Source organism: Streptomyces sp. SP17BM10 (assembly GCF_036322405.1).
Lineage (GTDB): Bacteria > Actinomycetota > Actinomycetes > Streptomycetales > Streptomycetaceae > Kitasatospora.
The window spans coordinates 286,964-306,940 of record NZ_JAQYXB010000642.1 but is presented as its reverse complement, the minus strand read 5'-3'; the positions used below and the strand labels follow the sequence as shown (position 1 = coordinate 306,940).

General features: G+C 74.8%; 17 protein-coding genes. 13 read left to right on the top strand and 4 right to left on the bottom strand.

The window, feature by feature from the left end; all coding sequences use genetic code 11:
* Positions 1–438 precede the first annotated feature (438 nt).
* Both PUR71_RS29495 and PUR71_RS29490 read right to left on the bottom strand, forming a co-directional pair.
* Positions 439–2,862, bottom strand: coding sequence for a SulP family inorganic anion transporter (locus tag PUR71_RS29495; protein ID WP_329930203.1), 2,424 nt, complete (start codon positions 2,860–2,862; stop codon positions 439–441).
* A gap of 436 nt (positions 2,863–3,298) precedes the next feature.
* Positions 3,299–4,306 (bottom strand): ATP-binding protein, encoded by a 1,008-nt coding sequence (locus PUR71_RS29490; RefSeq protein WP_329930202.1) that lies wholly within the window; start codon positions 4,304–4,306, stop codon positions 3,299–3,301.
* A gap of 233 nt (positions 4,307–4,539) precedes the next feature.
* On the opposite strand from PUR71_RS29490, the gene PUR71_RS29485 reads away from it, so the two are divergent.
* Complete coding sequence (locus tag PUR71_RS29485; RefSeq protein ID WP_329930201.1) at positions 4,540–5,430, top strand: oxidoreductase; 891 nt, start codon at positions 4,540–4,542, stop codon at positions 5,428–5,430.
* A gap of 424 nt (positions 5,431–5,854) precedes the next feature.
* On the opposite strand, the gene PUR71_RS29480 is transcribed toward PUR71_RS29485, so the two are convergent.
* Complete coding sequence (locus PUR71_RS29480; RefSeq protein ID WP_443077611.1) at positions 5,855–6,628, bottom strand: HAD family hydrolase; 774 nt, start codon at positions 6,626–6,628, stop codon at positions 5,855–5,857.
* An 838-nt stretch (positions 6,629–7,466) separates the two neighbouring features.
* Here PUR71_RS29480 and ssd point away from each other — a divergent pair.
* From ssd to PUR71_RS29445, 7 genes are all read left to right on the top strand, one after another.
* Positions 7,467–8,591 carry a septum site-determining protein Ssd gene (ssd, locus tag PUR71_RS29475; RefSeq protein ID WP_329930199.1) on the top strand — a complete coding sequence of 375 codons (1,125 nt, stop codon included), beginning with the start codon at positions 7,467–7,469 and terminating at the stop codon, positions 8,589–8,591.
* Entirely contained in the window at positions 8,591–9,970 is a 1,380-nt protein-coding gene (locus PUR71_RS29470) for a TadA family conjugal transfer-associated ATPase (RefSeq protein ID WP_329930198.1), read from the top strand. The genes ssd and PUR71_RS29470 overlap by 1 nt, the downstream gene beginning before the upstream one ends.
* A 141-nt stretch (positions 9,971–10,111) precedes the next feature.
* Positions 10,112–11,245 carry a type II secretion system F family protein gene (locus tag PUR71_RS29465; RefSeq protein ID WP_329930197.1) on the top strand — a complete coding sequence of 378 codons (1,134 nt, stop codon included), beginning with the start codon at positions 10,112–10,114 and terminating at the stop codon, positions 11,243–11,245.
* 170 nt (positions 11,246–11,415) lie between these two features.
* Positions 11,416–12,009 (top strand): type II secretion system F family protein, encoded by a 594-nt coding sequence (locus PUR71_RS29460; RefSeq protein WP_329930196.1) that lies wholly within the window; start codon positions 11,416–11,418, stop codon positions 12,007–12,009.
* 210 nt (positions 12,010–12,219) lie between these two features.
* A complete protein-coding gene (locus tag PUR71_RS29455) occupies positions 12,220–12,387 on the top strand; it encodes a DUF4244 domain-containing protein (protein ID WP_329930195.1) in 168 nt (55 codons plus the stop codon).
* On the top strand, positions 12,377–12,778 hold the full coding sequence (locus PUR71_RS29450) for a TadE family type IV pilus minor pilin (RefSeq protein ID WP_329930194.1): 402 nt from the start codon (positions 12,377–12,379) through the stop codon (positions 12,776–12,778). The genes PUR71_RS29455 and PUR71_RS29450 overlap by 11 nt, the downstream gene beginning before the upstream one ends.
* Positions 12,766–13,230: an Rv3654c family TadE-like protein gene (locus PUR71_RS29445; RefSeq protein ID WP_329930193.1), complete on the top strand. Its 465-nt coding sequence runs from the start codon at positions 12,766–12,768 to the stop codon at positions 13,228–13,230. The genes PUR71_RS29450 and PUR71_RS29445 overlap by 13 nt, the downstream gene beginning before the upstream one ends.
* On the opposite strand, the gene PUR71_RS29440 is transcribed toward PUR71_RS29445, so the two are convergent.
* On the bottom strand, positions 13,225–15,582 hold the full coding sequence (locus tag PUR71_RS29440; RefSeq protein WP_329930192.1) for a DEAD/DEAH box helicase: 2,358 nt from the start codon (positions 15,580–15,582) through the stop codon (positions 13,225–13,227). The genes PUR71_RS29445 and PUR71_RS29440 overlap by 6 nt on opposite strands.
* 223 nt (positions 15,583–15,805) lie before the next feature.
* Here PUR71_RS29440 and bldG point away from each other — a divergent pair, with 223 nt between their 5' ends.
* From bldG to PUR71_RS29415, 5 genes are all read left to right on the top strand, one after another.
* Entirely contained in the window at positions 15,806–16,147 is a 342-nt protein-coding gene (gene bldG, locus PUR71_RS29435) for an anti-sigma factor antagonist BldG (RefSeq protein ID WP_030240921.1), read from the top strand.
* Between the two features lie 162 nt (positions 16,148–16,309).
* Complete coding sequence (locus PUR71_RS29430; RefSeq protein WP_329930191.1) at positions 16,310–16,729, top strand: ATP-binding protein; 420 nt, start codon at positions 16,310–16,312, stop codon at positions 16,727–16,729.
* Positions 16,730–16,976: 247 nt separating this feature from the next.
* Positions 16,977–17,345, top strand: coding sequence for a cyclophilin-like fold protein (locus tag PUR71_RS29425; RefSeq protein WP_329930190.1), 369 nt, complete (start codon positions 16,977–16,979; stop codon positions 17,343–17,345).
* 133 nt (positions 17,346–17,478) lie between these two features.
* On the top strand, positions 17,479–18,252 hold the full coding sequence (locus tag PUR71_RS29420) for a hypothetical protein (RefSeq protein WP_329930189.1): 774 nt from the start codon (positions 17,479–17,481) through the stop codon (positions 18,250–18,252).
* Positions 18,253–18,333: 81 nt separating this feature from the next.
* Entirely contained in the window at positions 18,334–19,866 is a 1,533-nt protein-coding gene (locus PUR71_RS29415) for a DUF7059 domain-containing protein (RefSeq protein ID WP_329930188.1), read from the top strand.
* The last annotated feature ends 111 nt before the right edge of the window (positions 19,867–19,977 follow it).

Here is a 19,977-nt window from a genome sequence, read left to right as displayed (position 1 = left end):
TGCTCGGCCCAGAAGCCCAGGCGGTCCTCGGAGGCCTGCGCGTACGCGGCCGCGGTGACGTTGGCCGCTGCGGCGAGCTCTGCCGGGGGAGCGAAACGACGCTCCTCCTTGAGCAGGTTGGCCAGGCTCTCGTTGCTCAACACGCACTCCTCATCGAGTCATGATCTGGGACGATCCCGTGCGTGGGGATTGTCCCGTGTGTCCCAGCGCACAGCTCACCAGGCGAAGAGCCCACTTGACAAGAGGCACCCGGGAATTGGTGTAGACCTTTGACCGAGAGTCGAACGGACGTCGTCGTCGCGGGGCCGCCGGGTGACCCCCGCGGCGGCCCCCGGGAAGGGCGGCCGGACCGCCGCGCGGCACCGCCGCGGAAAGCGCGGAGGTCGGTAGGGGCGGGCCCGCGCCCCGGCCCGCCCGGCGGGTACACGGGCCCGGCTCTCAGGCGGCCAGCTGGGGGCCCTCCTCACCATCGGCGGCGGACACCCGGTCCGGGATTCCATTCACTCCTGGGGGCGGGCACACCGCCGGTGCGTCCGGTACCGCGCCGGCGAGCGCCCCGGTCGGCGCTGTCTCGGCCGGACGCGCCTCGACCGGACTGAAGGTGCCGGCCGCGCGGTCGAGCACGTACGCCTGGGCGGTCGCGAAGTCGAAGTACATACCGACCAGGCGCAGGGTGCCCTCCTCGACCCGGCGCTCCACCGCGGGGTTCGCCATCAGCTGGTCCAACTGCTGGACGACGTTGGTGATGCAGAGCTGCTCGGCGAGGTCCACCACCGGCCGGTCGGCGAACTCGGCGGGCGCCCGCCGGAGCCGGTCCAGCGAGCCGCGGCCGTTGCGCAGCCAGCGGGTCAGCGGGGTCGGCGTGCCGGGACGCTCGTGGACGCCGTCCAGCAGGGCCTTCATCGCACCGCAGCCGGAGTGGCCGCAGACCGTGATCGAGCGCACCTCCAGCGCCTCGACGGCGTACTGCACCGCGGCGGCCACCGAGTCGTCGGCCGCGCCGGGTTCGAACGGGGCCGGTACGAGGTTCCCGACGTTGCGGACGGTGAAGAGGTCGCCCGGCCCGCTGTTGGTGATCATGCTGGTGACCATCCGGGAGTCCGCGCAGGTCAGGAAGAGCTGGGAGGGCGTCTGTCCCTCCCGGGCCAGCCGGGCGAGTTCGGGCCGCACCAGCGGGGCGGTGTGCTGCTGGAACACCCGGACGCCGTCGAGCAGCCGGCCGTGCGGGTCCTCCTGCTGCTCGATGCAGTGGTGGCCCACCCAGGGCGTCCAGGCTCGGCAGCGGTGCGGACCCGGGGAGCTGCCGGCGCGGACCGTGCCGTCGGGGTCGAGCACCTCGTCGTCCTGGCGCCTCGTCACCATGGAGACCCGTCCGCCCGCGGCCTGGTGCCCGGAGCGCCAGCTGTGCAGCGTCTCGTACGCGGCGTGGTCCAGGAAGGAGCCGTCGTGGACCACCGTCACGTCGGCGGCGGCGGGGATCCCGGCCAGTGCCCGGCTCAGCCGGGGCACGACGGTGAAGGTGAGCGGGCCGTGCGTCTGGACCGTCACCGAGCCGTCGGGCCCCGCCAGCACGTCCACGTGGGCGCGGGTGAGCCGGTAGAGCGCGAGCAGGACGGCGGTGGCGGCGCCGAGCGTCACGCCCCACAGCACGCCGAACACCACGACGCCCAGGCCGGTGGTGAGGTAGACCGGGAACTCGCGGTGCCGGTGCACCTTGCGGATGTGCGCGAAGCTCATCATCTGCAGACCGACGACCAGCACCAGCGCGCCCAGCGCGGCCAGCGGGATCCGACGCAGCCCGCCGGTGAGCGCCACGGCGGCCGCGAGCACCCAGACGCCGTGCAGGACCGACGCCCACCTGCTCTGTCCGCCCGCGCGCACGTTGGCGGTGCTGCGGACCGCGCCCCCGGCGATCGGGAGTCCGCCGATCAGACCACTGACGACGTTGGCGACGCCCTGGCCGCGCAGTTCGCGGTCGAGGTCGCCGGTGCGGCGGGACATCCGGTCGATCGCGACGGCGGAGAGCAACGACTCGACGCTCGCGACCGCGGTGACGGTGAGGACCGCGGCGACCACGCCGACGACCGGCCCGTGCGGGAGCACGGGGACGAACGAGTGGGGCTGCCAGGAGGGGAGTTCGATGTGGGCGAGCGGCAGGTCCGCCGCGGTGGCGAGGGCCGTGGCGGCGGCGATGGCGGCCAGCGGCCCGGGCACCCTGGCCAGCTTCGCGCCCAACTCGCCGGTGCGGCCCGGAATCCGGCCGAGGCGAGGCCAGCCGAGCAGGACGGCCACCGTCACCGCGCCGATCAGCACGGCCGGCGGGTGCGGTCCGGCCAACTGCGCGGGCAGCGCGAGGATGTTGGCGATCGCCGAGCTCTGCGGGGAGCCGCCGAGGACGACGTGCAGCTGGGCGATCGCGATGGCGAGCCCGACTCCGGCGAGCATGCCGTGCACGATGGCGGGCGAGACGGCGAGCGCCGTCCGGGCCACCCGGCGCGCGCCGAGGAGGAGTTGGACCAGCCCGGCGGCGAGCGTGATGGCGCAGGTGGCCCGCCAGCCGTATTGGGCGATGAGCCCGGCGGTGATCACGGTCAGTGCGGCCGAGGGACCGCTGACCTGGAGGGGCGTGCCACCGAGCAGCCCGACGACGATGCCGCCGACGGCGGCCGCGGCGAGGCCCGCGGTGAGCGGGGCCCCGGTCGCGAGCGCGATGCCGAGGGAGAACGGCACGGCGATCAGGAAGACCACCAGGGAGGCCGAGAGGTCCTGCATCCACCGGACGCGGGGGCCGGAGCCGGGGCCCGGCGGCGCGTGGTCGGTCGTGTCGGAGGCGATGGGGGCGGTGGAGATGTCGAGGGTCATTGTCTTCCCGTCTGTCCGGGGGCGAACGCAGTCAGGTCCGGCGGCGAGTCCGGTCGCGGGGCTCCGGGGCGGATCGGCTGTCGGGGGTCGCGACGGTGTGGCGGGATGGTGCGGGCGCGGCGGGGAGTGCGGGTGTCACCGGCCGGACCTCGACCATCGGGCCCGCCAGGGGCCCCGGCGAGGAGCGGGAGGCCTCGCGGAGGGCCGTCGGGACGGACCATCAAGACTCGGTAAACCGAGGGTAATGAAAGCTTTGCACGCGGTCACACCGGACGGAAGGGGAAAAGCCCCTGATTCACCCCATTGGGTGGTGTTCGAAGCGCTGCAAATCTGCTGGTGGGCGCCCCGGACACGTCGAACGGGCCGTGTGCTCCCCTGGGTGGGGGAGCACACGGCCCGTTCGGGAGCCGTCCGGCGGCTCGGTCTGGATGGTCGGTCAGGCGGGCGCGCCGGCCGGGGCGGGCCGCTCGCCGTCGTGGGCGAACTCGCCGAGCACGAAGCCGTGGTCGACCTGGGCCGCCAGGTCGACGCCCACCTTGGCGCTGCCCCAGCTCTCCGCGTTGCGCAGGTGGAAGAGCACGGCCTGGTCGGTGTAGCGGCGTGGGTCGCGCCGGTCGTGGGAGGCGTCGACCTCGGTCAGCAACTGCTCCAGCACGGCCCGGTTGGCCGGCTCCAGGCTCTTCAGCGGCGGCTCGGCGCCCTGCTCCAGGCGCCGCACCCAGTCCGAGTGCCCGAAGGTCGTGAGCAGGTCCTCGCCCACCTCGCGGCGCAGGAACGCCAGGTCGTCCGGGCCCTGCACCTTGTTGCCGATCACCCGCAGGTTCACGCCGAAGTCACGGGCGTAGTCCTTGTACTGGCGGTAGACCGAGACGCCCTTGCGGGTCGGCTCGGCGACCAGGAAGGTCAGGTCGAAGCGGGTGAACAGGCCGGAGGCGAAGGAGTCGGAGCCCGCCGTCATGTCGGTGACGAGGTACTCGTCACGGCCGTCCACCAGGTGGTTGAGCAGCAGCTCGACGGCGCCGACCTTGGAGTGGTAGCAGGCCACCCCGAGGTCCTCCTCGGTGAAGGCGCCGGTCGCGAGCAGTCGCACCGAGCCCTCGTCCAGGGCGATCGGCCGGGCGCAGGCGGCGTAGACCGGGTTCTCCTCGACGATGCGCAGCAGGCGCGAACCCCGGCCGGGCGGCGTGGTTTTGATCATCTCGTCCGCCGAACCGATCAGTGGATTGCCGCCGCGCAGGTACTCCTTGATTTCCGGCAGGTGCGCGCCGAGCGAGGGCAGCGCGGCGGCCTGGTCGTCAGTCAGTCCTAGTGCGGGCCCGAGGTGTTGGTTGATGTCGGCGTCGACGGCGATCACCGGCCGGCCCGTGGCGGCCAGGTGGCGGACGAACAGTGCGGACAGCGTCGTCTTGCCGCTGCCGCCCTTTCCGACGAAGGCGATCTTCATCTGGGGACTCCGGCTCTCGCTCGGGGGCTCTCGCTCCGGGGGTTCCGCCCCCGGGCCTCGCCCCGGGAGCTCAACTGACGCCGGGACGTAACTGGAAATCGTTATCGTCTCCGATAGTGGCCATGCTAGCCGGGGTTTGGGCATCGCCGTGGACGGGAAGTGAGGATTGCCTCAAACGGGTGATGCGGGGTTGCTGTTCCGGGAGGGGCGGCCGGGTCATTACTCTCGGGTAGGTGAGCACTGGAACAGATCCCCTCGCCCCGCTGGCCCAGCTCCCCGGGGTGCCCGACGCCGTGGCCGAGGTGCGCAAGGCCGTCGACCGCCTCTACGGCCACCGGGTGATGCGCCGCCGCGCCGCCGAGGTCACCTCCGAGTCCGCGCTGCGCGGCGCCCGCGCCTCCGCGGCGCTGGCCGGGGCGGACTGGCCGCTGGAGGAGGTCCGGCGCCGCAGCGACTTCAGCGCGGACGACGGGGCCCGTACGGTCGGCGCCTCCCTGCGGATCGCCGCCGAGGCCGGCCAGCTGCTCAGCATCTGGCGGCACTCGCCGCTCCAGGTGCTGGCCCGGCTGCACCTGCTCGCGGTGGGCGACGCGGACCCGTCCGCGGGCCGTCCGCGGCGCGCCGGGGAGACGGCGGACGAGCTGTTCCCGCTCGACCTGGAACCGGTGGAGAGCGTCGAGGCCGTGGTGGTGGACGCCCCGCTGCCGGTCCTGCCGCCCGCGCCCGGCGCGGAGGAGGTCGCCGCGCGCCTCGATCAGCTCTCGCGCCTCCTGGTCGCGCGGGCGGAGGGGCAGGGCGTCGGAACGCCGGCCCTGGTGGTCGCGTCGGTGGTTCACGGGGAACTGCTCGCGCTGCGCCCGTTCGGCGCCCACAACGGCGTGATCGCGCGGGCCGCCCAGCGGATCGTGCTGATCGCCGAGGGGCTCGACCCGAAGTCGATCTGCCCCGCCGAGGTCGGGCTCGCCGAACTCGGGACGGACGCCTACCGGCGAGCTCTGGCGGGCTACCTGTCCGGAACGAGGGAGGGCATGGGGGCCTGGATCTCGCACTGTGGCCGGGCGTTGCGGCTCGGCGCGCGGGAGAGCACGGCGGTCTGCGAGGCGATGCAGCGCGGAATGGTCTGACCGGGCGCCGACGGCCCTGCCCGGACGCGAAGATGCGGCGGCACCCGATCCTGCCGGGTGCCGCCGCTGGTACAGGTGCCGGGTGACCAAGCATGCACCGGAAGTGCCGATCAGACGGGGATCCTGCCCGTTCGTCTGGTCCGGCGGCCCGACAGCGGGTCGGCTGCATGTGGGTGCTCGGCTACGTGTACGCGCGGTCCGTGGGGCCTGAACTGCGTTGTCGGTTTGACCTCTTCGGTCCTGACCGGGTCTCGCGGGCCGTGTTTCCTTTGTATCGCGTTTCGGGCGAAAGGGGAACCCGAAACGGGAAGTCTGCGGCAATTGCCTGCTTTGTTGCAAATACGGAGAGTTGCCGCCCCCGGAGCGGGCAAGGAGCCAGGTCTCGGCGGGGCTGGAGCGGCCCCGAAGCGGCCGGCCCCGGGCGTCAGGCGGTCGGCCGGCGGCGCCGGGCCAGGTACCAGATCACGCCGGCGGTCAGCAGGGCCGTCCCGACCGCCACGGCGGTGAGCACCGAGCCGCTCGGGGCGGAGAACTCCGGGAGCCGCCGCCGCAGTTCCACCGGTTTGTCGAAGACCAGCACCGGCCACTCCCGGGCCGCCGCCTCCTTGCGCAACGCGCGGTCCGGGTTGACGGCGTACGGGTGGCCGACGGCCTCCAGCAGCGGTAGGTCGGTGGAGGAGTCGCTGTAGGCGTAGCACTGGGCTAGGTCGTAGCCCTCGCTCCCGGCCAGCTCCCGGATGGCGGTCGCCTTGTTCTCGGCGTAGGCGTAGTAATCGATCTCGCCGGTGTAGCAGCCGTCCTCGATCTTCAGTCGGGTGGCGATCACGTGGTCCGCGCCGAGCAGGGCGCCGATCGGCTCGACGACCTCGGAGCCCGAACTGCTGACGATCACGACGTCCCGGCCGGCGGCGTGGTGCTGCTCGATCAGCGAGGCGGCCTCGTCGTAGATGATCGGGTCGATCAGGTTGTGCAGCGTCTCGGCGACGATCTCCCGGACCTGCTGCACGTTCCAGCCCCGGATGAGCGACGAGAGGTACTCGCGCATCTTCTCCATCTGGTCGTGGTCCGCGCCGCCGACGAGGAACACGAACTGGGCGTACGCGCTGCGCACTACGGCCCGACGGCTGATCAGGCCGCCCTGGTAGAAGGGGCGGCTGAAGGCCAGCGCGCTCGATTTGGCGATGATGGTCTTGTCCAGGTCGAAGAAGGCCGCCGTGCGCGTGCCCCCCGGCCGGGGGTGCGCGGGGACGGGAGCCTCGGCGGGCCCGGTGGTGCCGCCCGCGGAGTCGTCGGCGCGGTCGTCGGCGTTCTCGGTGGTGTCCACGGGAACCGAGGATAGAGGGAGCCGCAAAACACCCCGCCATTCGGCGTACTCGCGGCCGTGCGGGTTTGTGTTTCTGGCCTCTCGGGTACACCATGGAAGTCACGGATCGTTCGCGACCGTGCTAACCCGGTCCGGCTCCTCCCCCCCGAGTCGGGCTGTGGATAGACGACCCCCGCTCTCCCCCCCGGCGGGGGTCGTCGCACGTCCGGGGCCATTTTCAGGGCTTGAAGGCCCTTCGTGGCGAGTGTGCCCGACCGGCTGCCCGAGGTGTACGGGGGTTTCGGCCCCGGGGCCCGTCTCCCCTCCTTCGTCACTCTGCGTCGCCATTTTGCTCCTGCCTGCCGGTGACCACTCGCCGCCCCCGTCGCGGCGGCCGGGGACGCCCGGACGGTTCCGTGAGCGGAGTCCGGGGAGGTCGTGCGGTTAGTGCGACCGGAGTCCCCGGTTCATCTCCGTGATCCCGGTTCGTCAATTCTTGGCTCATTAGCCCCCCGCCCGGGTGAACGAATTCCTCCACAGGCACCGAGTTGTCCACAGGGATTCGAAAGCCCGATGACGGAATCCCGATCAGCCCCCACCGTGAGGTCCGGCGGCGGTCGCCGGGGCCTTCCTCAGGGCCTCTCCCGGGCCCTCCCGGGCGGCCGTCCGCCCCAACCGTCGGACGCGCGCCGTCGGCCGCGGACAGCGGCAGACTCGCGGAGGGGAGAGCACCATGTCGACGCCGATCACCGGCCACACCACCGTCGAGGGTCCCGGGTCCACCGGGCCGCTGGTCCTCACCGAGGACGAGCGCCTCGCCGAGCACCTGCTGCGGCTCTGCGCGGCCGCGGGCACCGAACCGCAGCTGATCCGGGGCAGCCCGCCGCCCCGCGGGCTCTGGGAGAGCTCCTCGCTCGTCCTGGTCGGGGACGACCAGGTGGCTCGGTGCGCCGGGCTGCCCCGGCGTGCCGGGGTCCTGCTCCTGGGGCTGGACCTGGACGACCCGCAGGTGTGGGTCAGAGCCGTCCAACTCGGCGCCGAACACGTGCTGTTCCTCCCAGACGCCGAAGCCTGGCTGCTCGACCGGATCGCCGACGCGGCCGAGGGCGTCGGGCCCCCGGCGCTCACCGTCGCCGTGCTCGGCGGCCGCGGCGGGGCGGGGGCCTCCACCCTGGCGTGCGCCCTCGCGGTCACCGCGGCGCGGTCCGGGCGGCGGACGATGCTGATCGACGGGGATCCGCTGGGCGGCGGCCTGGACATCCTGCTCGGCGGGGAGACGGCCCGCGGGCTGCGCTGGCCCGATCTGGCCGGCTCGCGCGGCCGGGTCAGCGGGAGCGAACTGGTCCGGGCGCTGCCCGCGCTCAAGCGGCCGTCCCGACTGTCCTGCCTCTCGTGGGACCGCGGCGACACGCTGGCGGTGCCGCCCGAGGCGATGCGCAGCGTCCTGGCGGCCTCCAGACGACGCGGCGGGCTCGTCGTGGTCGACGTGGCGCGCCACCTCGACGCGGCGGCCGGACAGGCCCTGGAGCAGTCGGACCTGGCGCTGCTGGTGGTCCCGGCCGAACTGCGGGCGGTGGCCGCCGCCGACCGGGTCGCGGCGGCGGCCCGGATGCGGCTCGGGGACGTCCGGGCGGTGGTGCGTCCGCTGCGGGCGCGCGGCCTCCCGGCCGGGCGGATCGCCCGCGGCCTGCGGCTGGAGCTCGCGGGAGAGCTGGAGCCGGAGCCCGGGCTGGCCGAGGACGTCGAGAAGGGCGTGCCGCCCGGGACGCGGGACAACGGCCCGCTCGCGCGCTTCTGCGCGACCTTCCTGGACGAAGTGCTGCCGCCGGTGCCGGCGGTCGGAGGAGGTGTGTACTGATGGTCCGACTGCGCAGGACAGGTACCGGGCCCGGCCCGGGCGGCACCGGCGCTTCCGGTGGTGCCGGCGGGGTCGGCGGCCCGCTCGGCGGGGGTGGCGGTGCGCGGGAGCGCCGACTGCTCCGGAGTGTTCCGCCGCTCGACGGGCCGCCGGAGCAGTCCCGTCCGTGCCCCTACGGGCGGACGGCCCGGGAGGAGCGGACGGCGGCGCTGCTGGACGCGGTCCGGCTGCGACTGGCCGAGTCGGGCGCCGCCCCGACGGACGGCTCCGTCGCCGCCGCGCTGCGTGCCACCCGGCCGCCGCTCGGCGGGGACGAGGTCCTGGACACCGTGCGCTCCCTGCGCGCCGAACTGGTGGGCGCGGGCCCGCTGGACCGGCTGCTGGCGGCGCCCGACGTCACGGACGTCCTGGTGAACGGCCCGGAGGAGGTGTGGGTCGACCGTGGCGGCGGCCTGCACCGCGCCACCGGGGTCCGCTTCGCCGACGCCGAGGCGGTCCGGCGGCTGGCGCATCGACTGGCCACCGCGGCGGGGCGGCGGCTGGACGACGCCCGCCCCTGGGTGGACGCCCGGCTCCCCGACGGCACCAGGCTGCACGCCGTGCTGCCGCCGATCGCGGCCGGCTGCACGCACATCTCGCTGCGGGTCTGCCGGCCCCGGCCGTTCACGCTCGCCGAGCTGGTGGCGGGCGGGGCCCTGCCGCCCGAGGGTGCCGACCTCCTGGCCGGCATCGTGCGGGCCCGGCTGTCGCTCCTGGTCTCCGGCGGCACGGGGACGGGCAAGACCACGCTCCTCGCGGCTCTGCTCGGCCTCGTCGGCGCGGACGAACGGATCGTGGTCGCCGAGGACTCCGCCGAGCTGCGACCGGCCCATCCGCACGTCGTCCGGCTGCAGAGCAGACCGCCCAACCAGGAAGGGCTCGGCGAGCTCACCCTCCGGGACCTCGTCCGGCAGGCGCTGCGGATGCGGCCCGACCGGCTGGTCATCGGTGAGGTGCGCGGGGCCGAGGTGTCGGACCTCCTGGCCGCGCTGAACACCGGCCACGAGGGCGGCTGCGGGACGGTCCACGCCAACACGGCGGCGGACGTGCCGGTCCGGCTGGAGGCGCTGGGCTCGCTCGCCGGGCTCGACCGGCCGTCGCTGCACAGCCAACTGCGCGCCGCGCTCGACCTGGTGGTGCACCTGGTCCGGGAGCCGGGCTCGGGGCGTCGCCGGGTGGCCGACATCCACACGCTCGCGGGGGACCGCGAAGGCCTGGCCGTGACCGTCCCGGCGGTGGAGTTCACGGTGGATGGCCGGATGGCCCCGAAAGCGGGCTGGGAGCGGCTGCTCGGGCTGCTGGCGGCGCGCGGCGTCACGCTCCCGGCGGGGCCGCCATGACGGGGCTCGCGGCGGCGAGCGCACGGGCGGTGGAACTCGGGTTCGTCCTGCTGCTGTGCGTGCTCTCGGTGGGTGCCCTCGCCCTGCTGGGGGACTGGGGCAAGAGAGGTCGATGACGTCGATGACGAGGAGGTTCACGAGATGATCAACAGTCAGATCTCGCTGTGGTGGGCTGCGGCGCTGTGCGTGGTCGCGCTCGGCGGATGGCACGTGCTGCAGCAGCAGCTGCCGGGCGGGCGGCGATCCAGGCTGGTGCTGGCGGGCGCCGGGCCGCCGGTGCCTCCCGTGCGGCCGGTCAGTGCGCTCGGGGCGCCGCAGTGGCTGGTTCCCGAACTTCTGCTCCTCCCCGTCGGGTTGGCGGCCGGGTACGCGACGGCCTCGCCGGTGCCGGTGCTCGTCGGCGTACTCGCCGTGGTGCCGCTCCGGAGGTGGCGTCTGCGGCGGGCCGTGGCCGGGGAAGCCAGGCGCAGGGCGACCGGTGTGGTCGAGCTCTGCGCCGCTCTGGCAGGGGAGTTGCGGAGTGGGGCGACGCCCGAGCAGGCGCTCCACGTGGTGACGACGCGCACCGCGGCCGACCCGCAGGCCCGGCGCACGCTGGGTGAGGAGCCGCTGGCGCGGTTGGCGGCCGGTCGCTACGGGGGCGATGTGCCCGCCGCGCTGCACCTGCTCGCCGAACTGCCGGGCGGGAGCGGGGCGGCGGCGATCGCGGCCTGTTGGCGGGTCGCGTCGGACGGGGGCGCCGGGTTGGCCGCCGCGCTGGACCGGGTCGCGGAGGCGCTGCGCGGTGAGCGGGCCCTGGCCGAGGAGATCGCCGGTGAACTGGCCGGGCCTCGAACGACGATCGCCGTCCTGGCGGCGTTGCCGGCGGCCGGGCTGCTCCTGGGCACCGCGATGGGGGCGAGGCCGGTGCACGTCCTCCTGCACACGTCGGCCGGGCTCGGTTGCCTCGCGGTGGGCGCGGGGCTGGAAGGGCTGGGCGTGGCCTGGACGGCTCGGATCGTGCGGGCGGCGGCTCGGGGCGGCTTGGAGGGCCCCGTGGGTCCGGGGAGCGGGGCTGTCGTTCGGGGGCCGTGGACGGCGAGGGCCCCGAGGGTGCCGAGAGCCGGGCGGGCGGGGTCCAGGGCCCTGAAGGCGGCCACGTGGAGTTCCGGGCGGGTGCGTGGCGAGCGGGTACTCCGGGGCGCCGGGCGGGCGTTGAGCGGCCTGCCACGCCGCAGGGCCGGGCGTCGGCCGGTGGGCAACAAGGCCGGCAGGGCCGAGGCGGTGGCAGGGTGATGTGGGGTGCGGCGGTGCTGATGGCCTTTGTGGCGGCGGGAGTTGTACCCGCCCGCCGCCGGGTGGGGTGGCATCGAGCCTCGGCCAGGCTCTTCGGGCGGGTTCCGTCGGCGCGGCCGGCGCCGTCGACGCGGCACGCGGGCGGGGCCGGGGTGCTCCGGCGGTCGGCGATGGCGGCCCTGGCGGGCGCCGGAGCGGCTCTGGTGCTCGGTGGCGGCCTCGGGCTGCTGCTCGGGGTGGTGCTGACAGCGGGCGCCTACCAGGCGCTGGCGCGAGCGCGCTCGCCGGCCGATCGGCGGGCCGAGCTGGAAGAGGAGTCGCTCACCCGACAACTCCCGCTGAGTGCGGAGCTGTTGGCGGCCTGCCTCGGCTCGGCGGCTTCGCCCTCCGTCGCGGTCATGGCGGTAGGGCGGAGCGTGGGCGCTCCGATGGGGCCCCGGCTGGTGTCGATCGGGGCCGAACTGGCCCTGGGCGCTCCGCCGGAACTGTGCTGGAGCCGGCTGGGCGAGCAGCACCCCTCGCTGGCACCACTGGCCCGCTGCATGGTCCGTACGAGCCTCGGGGGCTCCCCGGCCGCCGTGCCCCTGATCGGGCTCGCCCACGCCCGGCGGACGGCAGCGGGCAGGGCGGCCCACGCCCGGGTCCGCCGGGCGGGAGTTCTGGCCACCGTGCCTCTCGGGCTCTGCTTCCTCCCGGCCTTCGTGCTGATCGGCGTCGTGCCGGTCGTCGTGGGGCTCACCAGCCGGTTCGCACTGGCGGTGTGAGGGAGTCCTGGCAGCCCCACCGATTCCACCGATCCATCGCACGCGCCGTGTGCATCGCGTGAATCGCGTGCCTTGCGTGCAACCGAAACCGATGAGGAGAAGACCATGGCTGTTGTGATGGCACCCGGGCCCGGGAACGGGCTTCCGGCCCGGCCGTTGCCGGGGGTGTGGCGCCGGCGAGGACGCTGGACCGCGCGCCGGGTCCGACGGGTGGTCCGTGAAAGGGGCCGCTCGGACGCCGGGATGACGACGGCGGAGTACGCCGTCGGCACGCTGGGCGCGTGTGCGCTCGCGGCCGGGCTCTACAAGGTGGTGACCAGCGCGACCGTCACGGGGGCGCTGACCGATCTGCTGGAGCGGGCGCTCCATGCGACGTAGCAGGTACCGGCGCGGCCGGGCACGCGGTGACGCGGGGTTCGTGACGGCGGAGACGGCGGTGGCCATGCCGGCGCTGGTCCTGCTCGCGGCGCTGCTCATCTGGGGCGTGCTCGCCGCAGCGGGCCAGATCCGGTGCGTGGACGCGGCCCGGGTCGGCGCCCGGGCCGCCGCCCGCGGCGAGAGCGACGCCGTCGCGGTCGCCCGCGCGGCGGCCCCGCCCGGGGCGCAGGTCGAGGTCGCCCTGGCGGCCGACACCGTGCGGGTCACCGTGGACGCGCCCTGCGGGGCGCCGGGCAGGCTCGGCGGCCTGCTCTCGGTGCGGCTGAGCGCCGTCGCGGTGGCGGCGCGGGAGGACACGTTGGTGGGAGGAGGAACGGCATGGCCGGCCTGACCCGGCGGCTGGTGCCGCCGGTGGTGGGAGCGCGGGCCCGGGCCGCTGCGGCGCGCGGGCGCGGCGGGGCGGCGGACGCCGGCTCGGCGACGGTCTGGCTGGTGGCCTTCGCGATGCTCGGCTGCTCGGTGTTCGCGGCGACGATGGCGGTCGGTTCGGTCGTCGTCGCGCGGCACCGGGCCGAGGCGGCGGCCGACCTGGCGGCCCTCGCGGCGGCGGACCGGCTGTTGCTGGACCCGGACGGCGGATGCGGCCGGGCGGTCGGGATCGTCGCGGCGCAGGGGGCGGGCCTGGTGTCCTGCGCGGTGGACCGGGACGACGACGCGGTCGAGGTGGTGGCCGAGGTGCCCGTCGTGGGGCTGCCGGTGCGGCTTCCGGTCGGTCCGGCACGAGCGCGGGCCCGTGCCGGACCGGTACGGGCCGCGGTCACCCCGGTGGAGGAGGGCTCATGAGTCCGCGCCGGTGGGGCCGGGGGCCCCGTCCGCCGCCTCCGGGGCGCCGGCCAGCAGGACGTCCAGGAGCCGGACGGCCGCGACCTTGTCCAGCGGGTCGTTCCCGTTGCCGCACTTGGGCGACTGCACGCAGGACGGGCAGCCGCGCTCGCACTCGCAGGCGGCGATCGCCTCGCGGGTGGCCGTCAGCCACTGGACGGCCCGCTGGAAGCCGCGTTCGGCGAAGCCGGCCCCGCCCGGGTGACCGTCGTAGACGAACACGGTGGGCAACTCGGTGTCGGGGTGCAGCGGGACGGAGACGCCTCCGATGTCCCAGCGGTCGCAGGTGGCGAACAGCGGCAGCAGACCGATCGAGGCGTGCTCGGCGGCGTGGGCGGCGCCGGGCAGCCGGTCGAGCGGGATGTCCGCGTCGAGCAGCTGGTCCTCGGTGACGGACCACCAGACCGCCCGGGTGCGCAGCGTGCGGGGCGGGAGGTCGAGCTTGGTCTCGCCCATGATCTCCCCGGTGGAGATCCGCTTCCGGAGGTAGCCGACCACCTGGTTGACCACCTCCACCGAACCGAAGCTAAGCCGCCCCTCGCCCCAGCGGACGGTGGTGTCGGTGTCGAGCACGGAGATGGAGGTGATGTCCCGGGCGGCCGTCGTGTACGGCGGGTCGGCCGCGTCGACCAGGGCGACGGAGTTCTCCAGGTCGAGCTCGCGGACCAGGAAGGTGCGCCCCTGGTGCAGGTGGACGGCCCCGGTGTGGACGGTCGTGTGGGAGGCGGAGGCGTCCACCGTGCCGAGCAGCCGGCCGGTGGCGGCCTCGACGATCTGCACCGGGTTGCCGCCGCTGCCACGCAGGTCGACGGCGTCGGCCGCGCGTTCGCGGCGGGTCCAGTACCAGGAGCCGTCGCTGCGTCGGCGCAGCAGGCCGCGGCGCTCCAGGACGGGCAGCAGCGGCGCGGTGGACGGGCCGAACAGCTCCAGGTCGGTGTCGGTGAGCGGGAGTTCGGCCGCGGCCGCGCACAGGTGCGGGGCGAGGACGTGCGGGTTGTCGGGGTCGAGCACGGTGGCCTCGACGGGCGCCGCGAACAGCGCCTCGGGGTGGTGCACCAGGTAGGTGTCCAGCGGGTCGTCCCGGGCGATCAGCACGGCGAGCGCGCCCTGGGACTCGCGTCCGGCCCGGCCGGCCTGCTGCCACAGCGAGGCCCGGGTGCCGGGGTAGCCGGCCATCAGGACGGCGTCGAGGCCGGAGACGTCGACGCCCAGTTCGAGAGCGGAGGTGGAGGCGAGGCCGAGGAGCTGACCACTGTGCAGGGCGCCTTCCAGGGCTCGGCGTTCGTCGGCGAGGTAGCCGCCCCGGTAGGCGGCCACCCGCTCGGCGAGTGGTCGGCCGAGCTGGTCCTGGGCCTGCAGGGCGACGAGTTCGGCGGCCCGGCGGGAGCGGACGAACACGACCGTGCGGGTCTGCCGCTCGACGAGGTCGGTGAGCAGGTACGCCGCCTCGGCGGTGGCGGTGCGGCGGACGGGCGCGCCGTGCTCGCCGACGTTCTCGGTCAGCGGCGGCTCCCAGAGACCGAAGACCATCGGCCCGCGCGGCGAGGCGTCCTCGGTGACGGCGACGGCGGGCAGGCCGGTCAGCCGCCCCGCCGTGGCGGCCGGGTCGGCGGTGGTGGCGGAGGCGAGCAGGAAGGTGGGTGACGAACCGTATCGGGCGCAGATGCGGCGCAGCCGCCGCAGCACCTGGGCGACGTGCGAACCGAACACGCCCCGGTAGCTGTGGCACTCGTCGACGACCACGTAGCGCAGCACCTTGAAAAAAGAAGACCAGCGGGCATGGGCGGGCAGGATGCCCCGGTGCAGCATGTCCGGGTTGGTGAGCACGTACGAGGCGTACTGGCGGACCCACTCACGCTCCTCCGGCGGGGTGTCGCCGTCGTAGAGGGCGGCCCGGACCCGGGGCGGGGCGAGTTCGGCGGCGCGGCGGCGCTGGTCGGCGGCGAGGGCCTTGGTCGGAGCGAGGTAGAGGGCGGTCGCGCCGCGGCCGTTGCGGGCCTCGGTGCCGTCCAGCAGATCGCTCAGGACCGGGGCCAGGTAGCCGAGCGACTTGCCCGAGGCGGTCCCTGTGGCGATCACCACAGTCTGGCCGGTTTTGGCCAGGTTCATGGCTTCCGCCTGGTGCGCCCAGGGCTGTTCCACGCCGACGGCGCGCGCGGCGGCCGAGATCTCGGAGCGGATCGACTCCGGCCAGGGCGCATAACGCGCAGGTCGGGCGGGAAGGTGCTCCGTATGGGTGAGCCGGTCGGACCGCCCCCTGGTGGTGGACAGGGTCGTGAGCAGTGCCTCGGGCAGGCTGTGTCGGGGCGGCATGGGGACCCAGTGTGTCACCGGCGTGACGGAGAATCGTCCTAAGCCATCGTGCGGGCATGGTCACAGGTGGTTGAATGTGGCCGTGACGGCCGTATGGCCGTGGGTCGCAGCGCCGAGGCTTGCCACGCGTTGGCTGGGCGCGCCCAGGGCTCGCGACCATGCGGTGGCGGCCGTCCGGCCGAGGAACGCACATGACGTAGCAAGGCAAGGTGCTGGAGGTTCCGTGGACCTGTCCCTGTCGACCCGTTCAGTCGGCGATCGCACGGTCGTCGAGGTTGGCGGCGAGATCGATGTGTACACCGCCCCGAAGCTGCGTGAGCAGCTGGTCGAGCTCGTCAACGACGGCAAGTACCACCTCGTCGTCGACATGGAGGGCGTGGACTTCCTCGACTCGACCGGTCTGGGCGTGCTGGTGGGCGGTCTGAAGCGGGTGCGTGCCCACGAGGGCTCGCTGCGCCTGGTCTGCAACCAGGAGCGCATCCTGAAGATCTTCCGCATCACCGGTCTGACCAAGGTCTTCCCGATCCACACCTCGGTGGACGACGCGGTCAGCGCGACCGACTGATGCGGCCGGGCCGGTCCTGGTGGCCGGCCCACCCGCCCGATCCACGCGGTCGGGACGGCCGGGGCTCCTCGCCCCGGTCGTCCCCGCCCGCACCGGGGCCGGTTCGGCCGGCCCGCAGGGGCCGCGGCGTCGGCCCCGGTCGGAGCACCCCGAGGGGGAGAGATGGCAACCGTCGAACTTCGATTCAGCGCGCTTCCGGAGCACGTCCGCACGGCCCGCCTGGTCGCCGCGGCCGTCGCCAGACGGGCCGGCGTCGACGAGTCGGTGCTCGACGAGGTACGGCTCGCGGTCGGTGAGGCGTGCTCCCGCGCGGTCGGGCTGCACCAGCGCGGCGGCCTCGGCGGCACCGTCAGGGTCGCGCTGACCGACCAGGAGAAGCGTTTCCTCATCGAGGTCGAGGACGAGGCGGGCCCGTCCGCCGTTCCGGCCCCCGGCGCGGCCGAGGGCGGCGACCCGGACGAGGACACCCTGGGCCTGGCCGTGATCACCGGCCTGGTCGAGGACCTGGAGGTCACCAACGGTACGGACGGTGGCCTGATCCGGATGAGCTGGCCGGTTTCGGTCGACGCCGTCTCGGTCTGAGCGCCGGAGCTCCCAGGAGCGCGGGGCCGGGCCGGAGAGCCCGTGGCGGCGTGAGGTCGTGAGCCCGTGGCGCCGTCAGCCCGTGACGCCGTGACCCGTGGGTCCGCTGCGGCCTTGCCGCCGTCTCGGCGTGCGTCCATCCCTCGGGATCCCGTTGACAAACTGTTGAACCCGGCGGTTCCCTGCTTCCGGCACGACCGGGTCCGGTCGACGATCACGACCGGACCTGTCGCGGAAGAGGACGACCATGCGGATACGCATTCTGTGGCCGGCCGGTCAGGCGACCGCCACCCTGCGGGCCACCCCCACCGCCGAGGCGCTCTGGGCCGAGCTGCCGATCGGCTCGTCGGCCGGCACCTGGGGCGAGGAGGTCTACTTCGGGACACCGGTCAGCGTGCCGCGGGAGGACGACGCCGAACAGGTCGTCGAGCCCGGCACGGTGGCGTTCTGGACGGACGGCGACAGCCTCGCGCTGCCGTACGGGCCGACGCCGATCTCGCGCGGCGGCGAGTGCCGGTTGGCCAGTCCCTGCAACATCCTCGGCGCGCTGGACGGCGACGCCCAGGTGCTGCGGACGGTCCGGCCGGGCGACCCGATCCGGGTCGAGCGGGCCTGAGCCCGGGCGGAGCGGCGGCCTTGGCCGGGCCAGGGGCGCGGCCGGACCATGCCCGGGCGGCCGGGAACCGGGGGCGGATCGGCGGCGTGTAGGTTCGACGACCGAAGACGACCGAACCGAAAGGCCTCTCCCGGTGAACAAGCGACTGCTGGCCGTACCCGCCCTCGGCGTGCTGCTCGCGTTCGGAGCCGTCGGCTGCGGCGACGACAACAGCAAGCAGCTGGAGTCCTGGGCGTCGAACGTCTGCGGCGCGGCCAAGGACCCGATCGCCCAGGCCCAGAGCGCGCTCGCCGACACCGGCCAGGTGAAGACCGGCGAGGCCCCGGCCGACCTGCAGAAGCGGCTCTCCGCCGACGTGGGGCGCCTCGCCAAGACCAACCAGGACATCGCGAAGGCGATCGACGCGGCCGGGGCGCCCAAGGTCGACGACGGCGCCAACCTCCAGAAGGACACCGTCGCCGAGCTGAACAAGGCGGCCGACGGCTACCTGGACGTCCAGAAGAAGCTGGACGCGCTGTCCAGCGCCGACCAGTCCAAGTTCGCCGACGGGCTGCGCAGCGTCGCCGACCAGGTACAGCAGTTGGCCACGCTGTCCACCCAGGCGCAGAGCAAGCTCCAGCGCGGCGACCTCGGCGCGGCCATGGCCAAGCAGGAGGGCTGCAAGCCCTCCGCGGCCTCCGCCTCCCCGGGCGCCGGCTCGGCCACCCCCGCCCCGAGCGGCGGCGGGACGGCCCCTGCGACCGCTCCGGCGACGGCCCCTGGCACCGCCGCGCCCACCGACGGCGCGACCGGCGCGACCGGCGCCTCCGCTGCCGCGCCCAGCGGCACCCCAGCGGCCACGCCCGCCGCGCCCCCCGCCGGCACGGCGTCCGCCGCCCCGTCCGCGCCCGCGCCCAGCGCGAGCTGACCTGCCGCACGCCCGGGGCGCACCCGTCGCGCCCGCCCCTGGTGCGGTGGGTGCGCCCACGGCCCGGGGGACAATGGCGGGGTGATCAGTAGCCCCGTTCTCGACCCCACCCGCCTCGCCAAGCTGCGCGAGGCGCTGCTCGCCGCCTCGTTCACCGCCGACGGCTGCCTCGACCTGCTCGGGCCCACCGGCTACGCGGCGCTGGCCCGCAGCGAGGCGGTCCCGGCGCTGCGCGCGACCCGCGGCGACGGCCCGCTGGAGACGCTGGTCCGGCTGTTCCTGCTCCAGCAGCCGGTGTCCTACAAGGCGGCCGCGGCCGCGCTGCCGGTCGAGGACTGCCTCGCGGACGGCTGGCTGCGCCCGGACGGCGACCTGGTGCGCGCCACCGTGGACGTCCGCCCGTACGCCAACGAGGTCGCCGGCCTGCCCAGTTCGGACGCCTGGGTGGTCTCGGACCTGGGCTGCGCGGTGGGCGGCGCGGGCGGCATCGGCTCCGGCGACACCGCGCACGGCGTGGCCCGCCGGGACCTGGTGCTCGGCGTCGGCGGCGCCTCCACGACGCTGGCCAACATCACCGTGCGCCGGCCCGTGCGCGCCGCCCTGGACCTCGGTTCGGGCTCCGGCGTGCAGGCACTGCACGCGGCCCGGCACGCCCAGAAGGTCACCGCCACCGACCTCAACCCGCGCGCGCTGCGATTCTCCGAGCTGACCCTGGCGCTGTCCGGCTTCGACAACACCGAGGCCGCCACCGGCAGCCTCTTCGAGCCGGTCGGGGAGCGGAAGTTCGACCTGATCGTCTCCAACCCGCCGTTCGTCATCTCGCCGGCCGGCCGGTTCACCTACCGCGACGGCGGCATGGCCGGCGACGACCTGTGCCGCACCCTGGTCCGGTCCGCCGCCGCCCACCTGGAGCCGGGCGGCTACTGCCAGTTGCTGGCCAACTGGCAGCACGTCAAGGGCGAGGACTGGCACGAGCGGCTGGCCGGCTGGGTCGCGGGCACCGGGCTGGACGCCTGGATCGTCCAGCGCGAGGTCCAGGACGTCGCCCAGTACGCCGAGTTGTGGCTGCGCGACGGCGGCGACCACCGCGGTCCCGGCGGCGACTACCAGGCCCGCTACGGCGAGTGGCTGGACGCCTTCGAGGCGGGCCGGGTCGAAGGCATCGGCATGGGCTGGATCACCCTGCGGGCGAGCGGCGCCGAGCGTCCTACGGTCCGGGTGGAGGAGTGGCCGCACCCGGTGGAGCAGCCGCTCGGTCCGCACATCGAGGAGTGGTTCGACCGGCAGGACTTCCTGCGCTCGCACGACGACGCGGGCCTGCTCGCGGCGCGGTACGTGCTGGCCGACGAGGTCGTCCAGGAGCAGGTCGGCGCGCCCGGCGCGGAGGACCCGGAGCACGTGATCCTGCGTCACAACCGCGGCATGCGGCGGGCCACCAAGGTGGACACCGTCGGCGCGGGCTTCGTCGGGGTCTGCGACGGCACGCTGTCGGCGGGCGAGATCGTGGACGCCATCGCCCAGTTGCTCGGCGAGGACCGGGTCGTCCTGCGGGACCGCGTGCCGGAGTCGCTGCGGCTGCTGACCGAGCAGGGCTTCATCCGCCCCGTCGCCTGAGCCGTACGTCCGGGCGCCCGCTGCCCCGAGGGGACGCGGGCGTCCGGTTCACCTCCCCGTAGCCCCTGGTTCGTCCTTCAGCCTTCCGGCGGCTGTCCCGCGTTGGCCGCC

Bases quoted from the DNA above. Each gene is read 5' to 3' on its own strand.
- PUR71_RS29425 (WP_329930190.1), top strand. From the start codon at position 16,977: ATGCGGATACGCATTCTGTGGCCGGCCGGTCAGGCGACCGCCACCCTG.
- PUR71_RS29460 (WP_329930196.1), top strand. From the start codon at position 11,416: ATGGCGGCCCTGGCGGGCGCCGGAGCGGCTCTGGTGCTCGGTGGCGGC.
- PUR71_RS29465 (WP_329930197.1), top strand. From the start codon at position 10,112: ATGATCAACAGTCAGATCTCGCTGTGGTGGGCTGCGGCGCTGTGCGTG.
- PUR71_RS29490 (WP_329930202.1), bottom strand. From the start codon at position 4,306: ATGAAGATCGCCTTCGTCGGAAAGGGCGGCAGCGGCAAGACGACGCTG.
- PUR71_RS29430 (WP_329930191.1), top strand. From the start codon at position 16,310: ATGGCAACCGTCGAACTTCGATTCAGCGCGCTTCCGGAGCACGTCCGC.
- PUR71_RS29495 (WP_329930203.1), bottom strand. From the start codon at position 2,862: ATGACCCTCGACATCTCCACCGCCCCCATCGCCTCCGACACGACCGAC.
- PUR71_RS29450 (WP_329930194.1), top strand. From the start codon at position 12,377: ATGCGACGTAGCAGGTACCGGCGCGGCCGGGCACGCGGTGACGCGGGG.
- PUR71_RS29470 (WP_329930198.1), top strand. From the start codon at position 8,591: ATGGTCCGACTGCGCAGGACAGGTACCGGGCCCGGCCCGGGCGGCACC.
- ssd (WP_329930199.1), top strand. From the start codon at position 7,467: ATGTCGACGCCGATCACCGGCCACACCACCGTCGAGGGTCCCGGGTCC.
- PUR71_RS29445 (WP_329930193.1), top strand. From the start codon at position 12,766: ATGGCCGGCCTGACCCGGCGGCTGGTGCCGCCGGTGGTGGGAGCGCGG.
- PUR71_RS29440 (WP_329930192.1), bottom strand. From the start codon at position 15,582: ATGCCGCCCCGACACAGCCTGCCCGAGGCACTGCTCACGACCCTGTCC.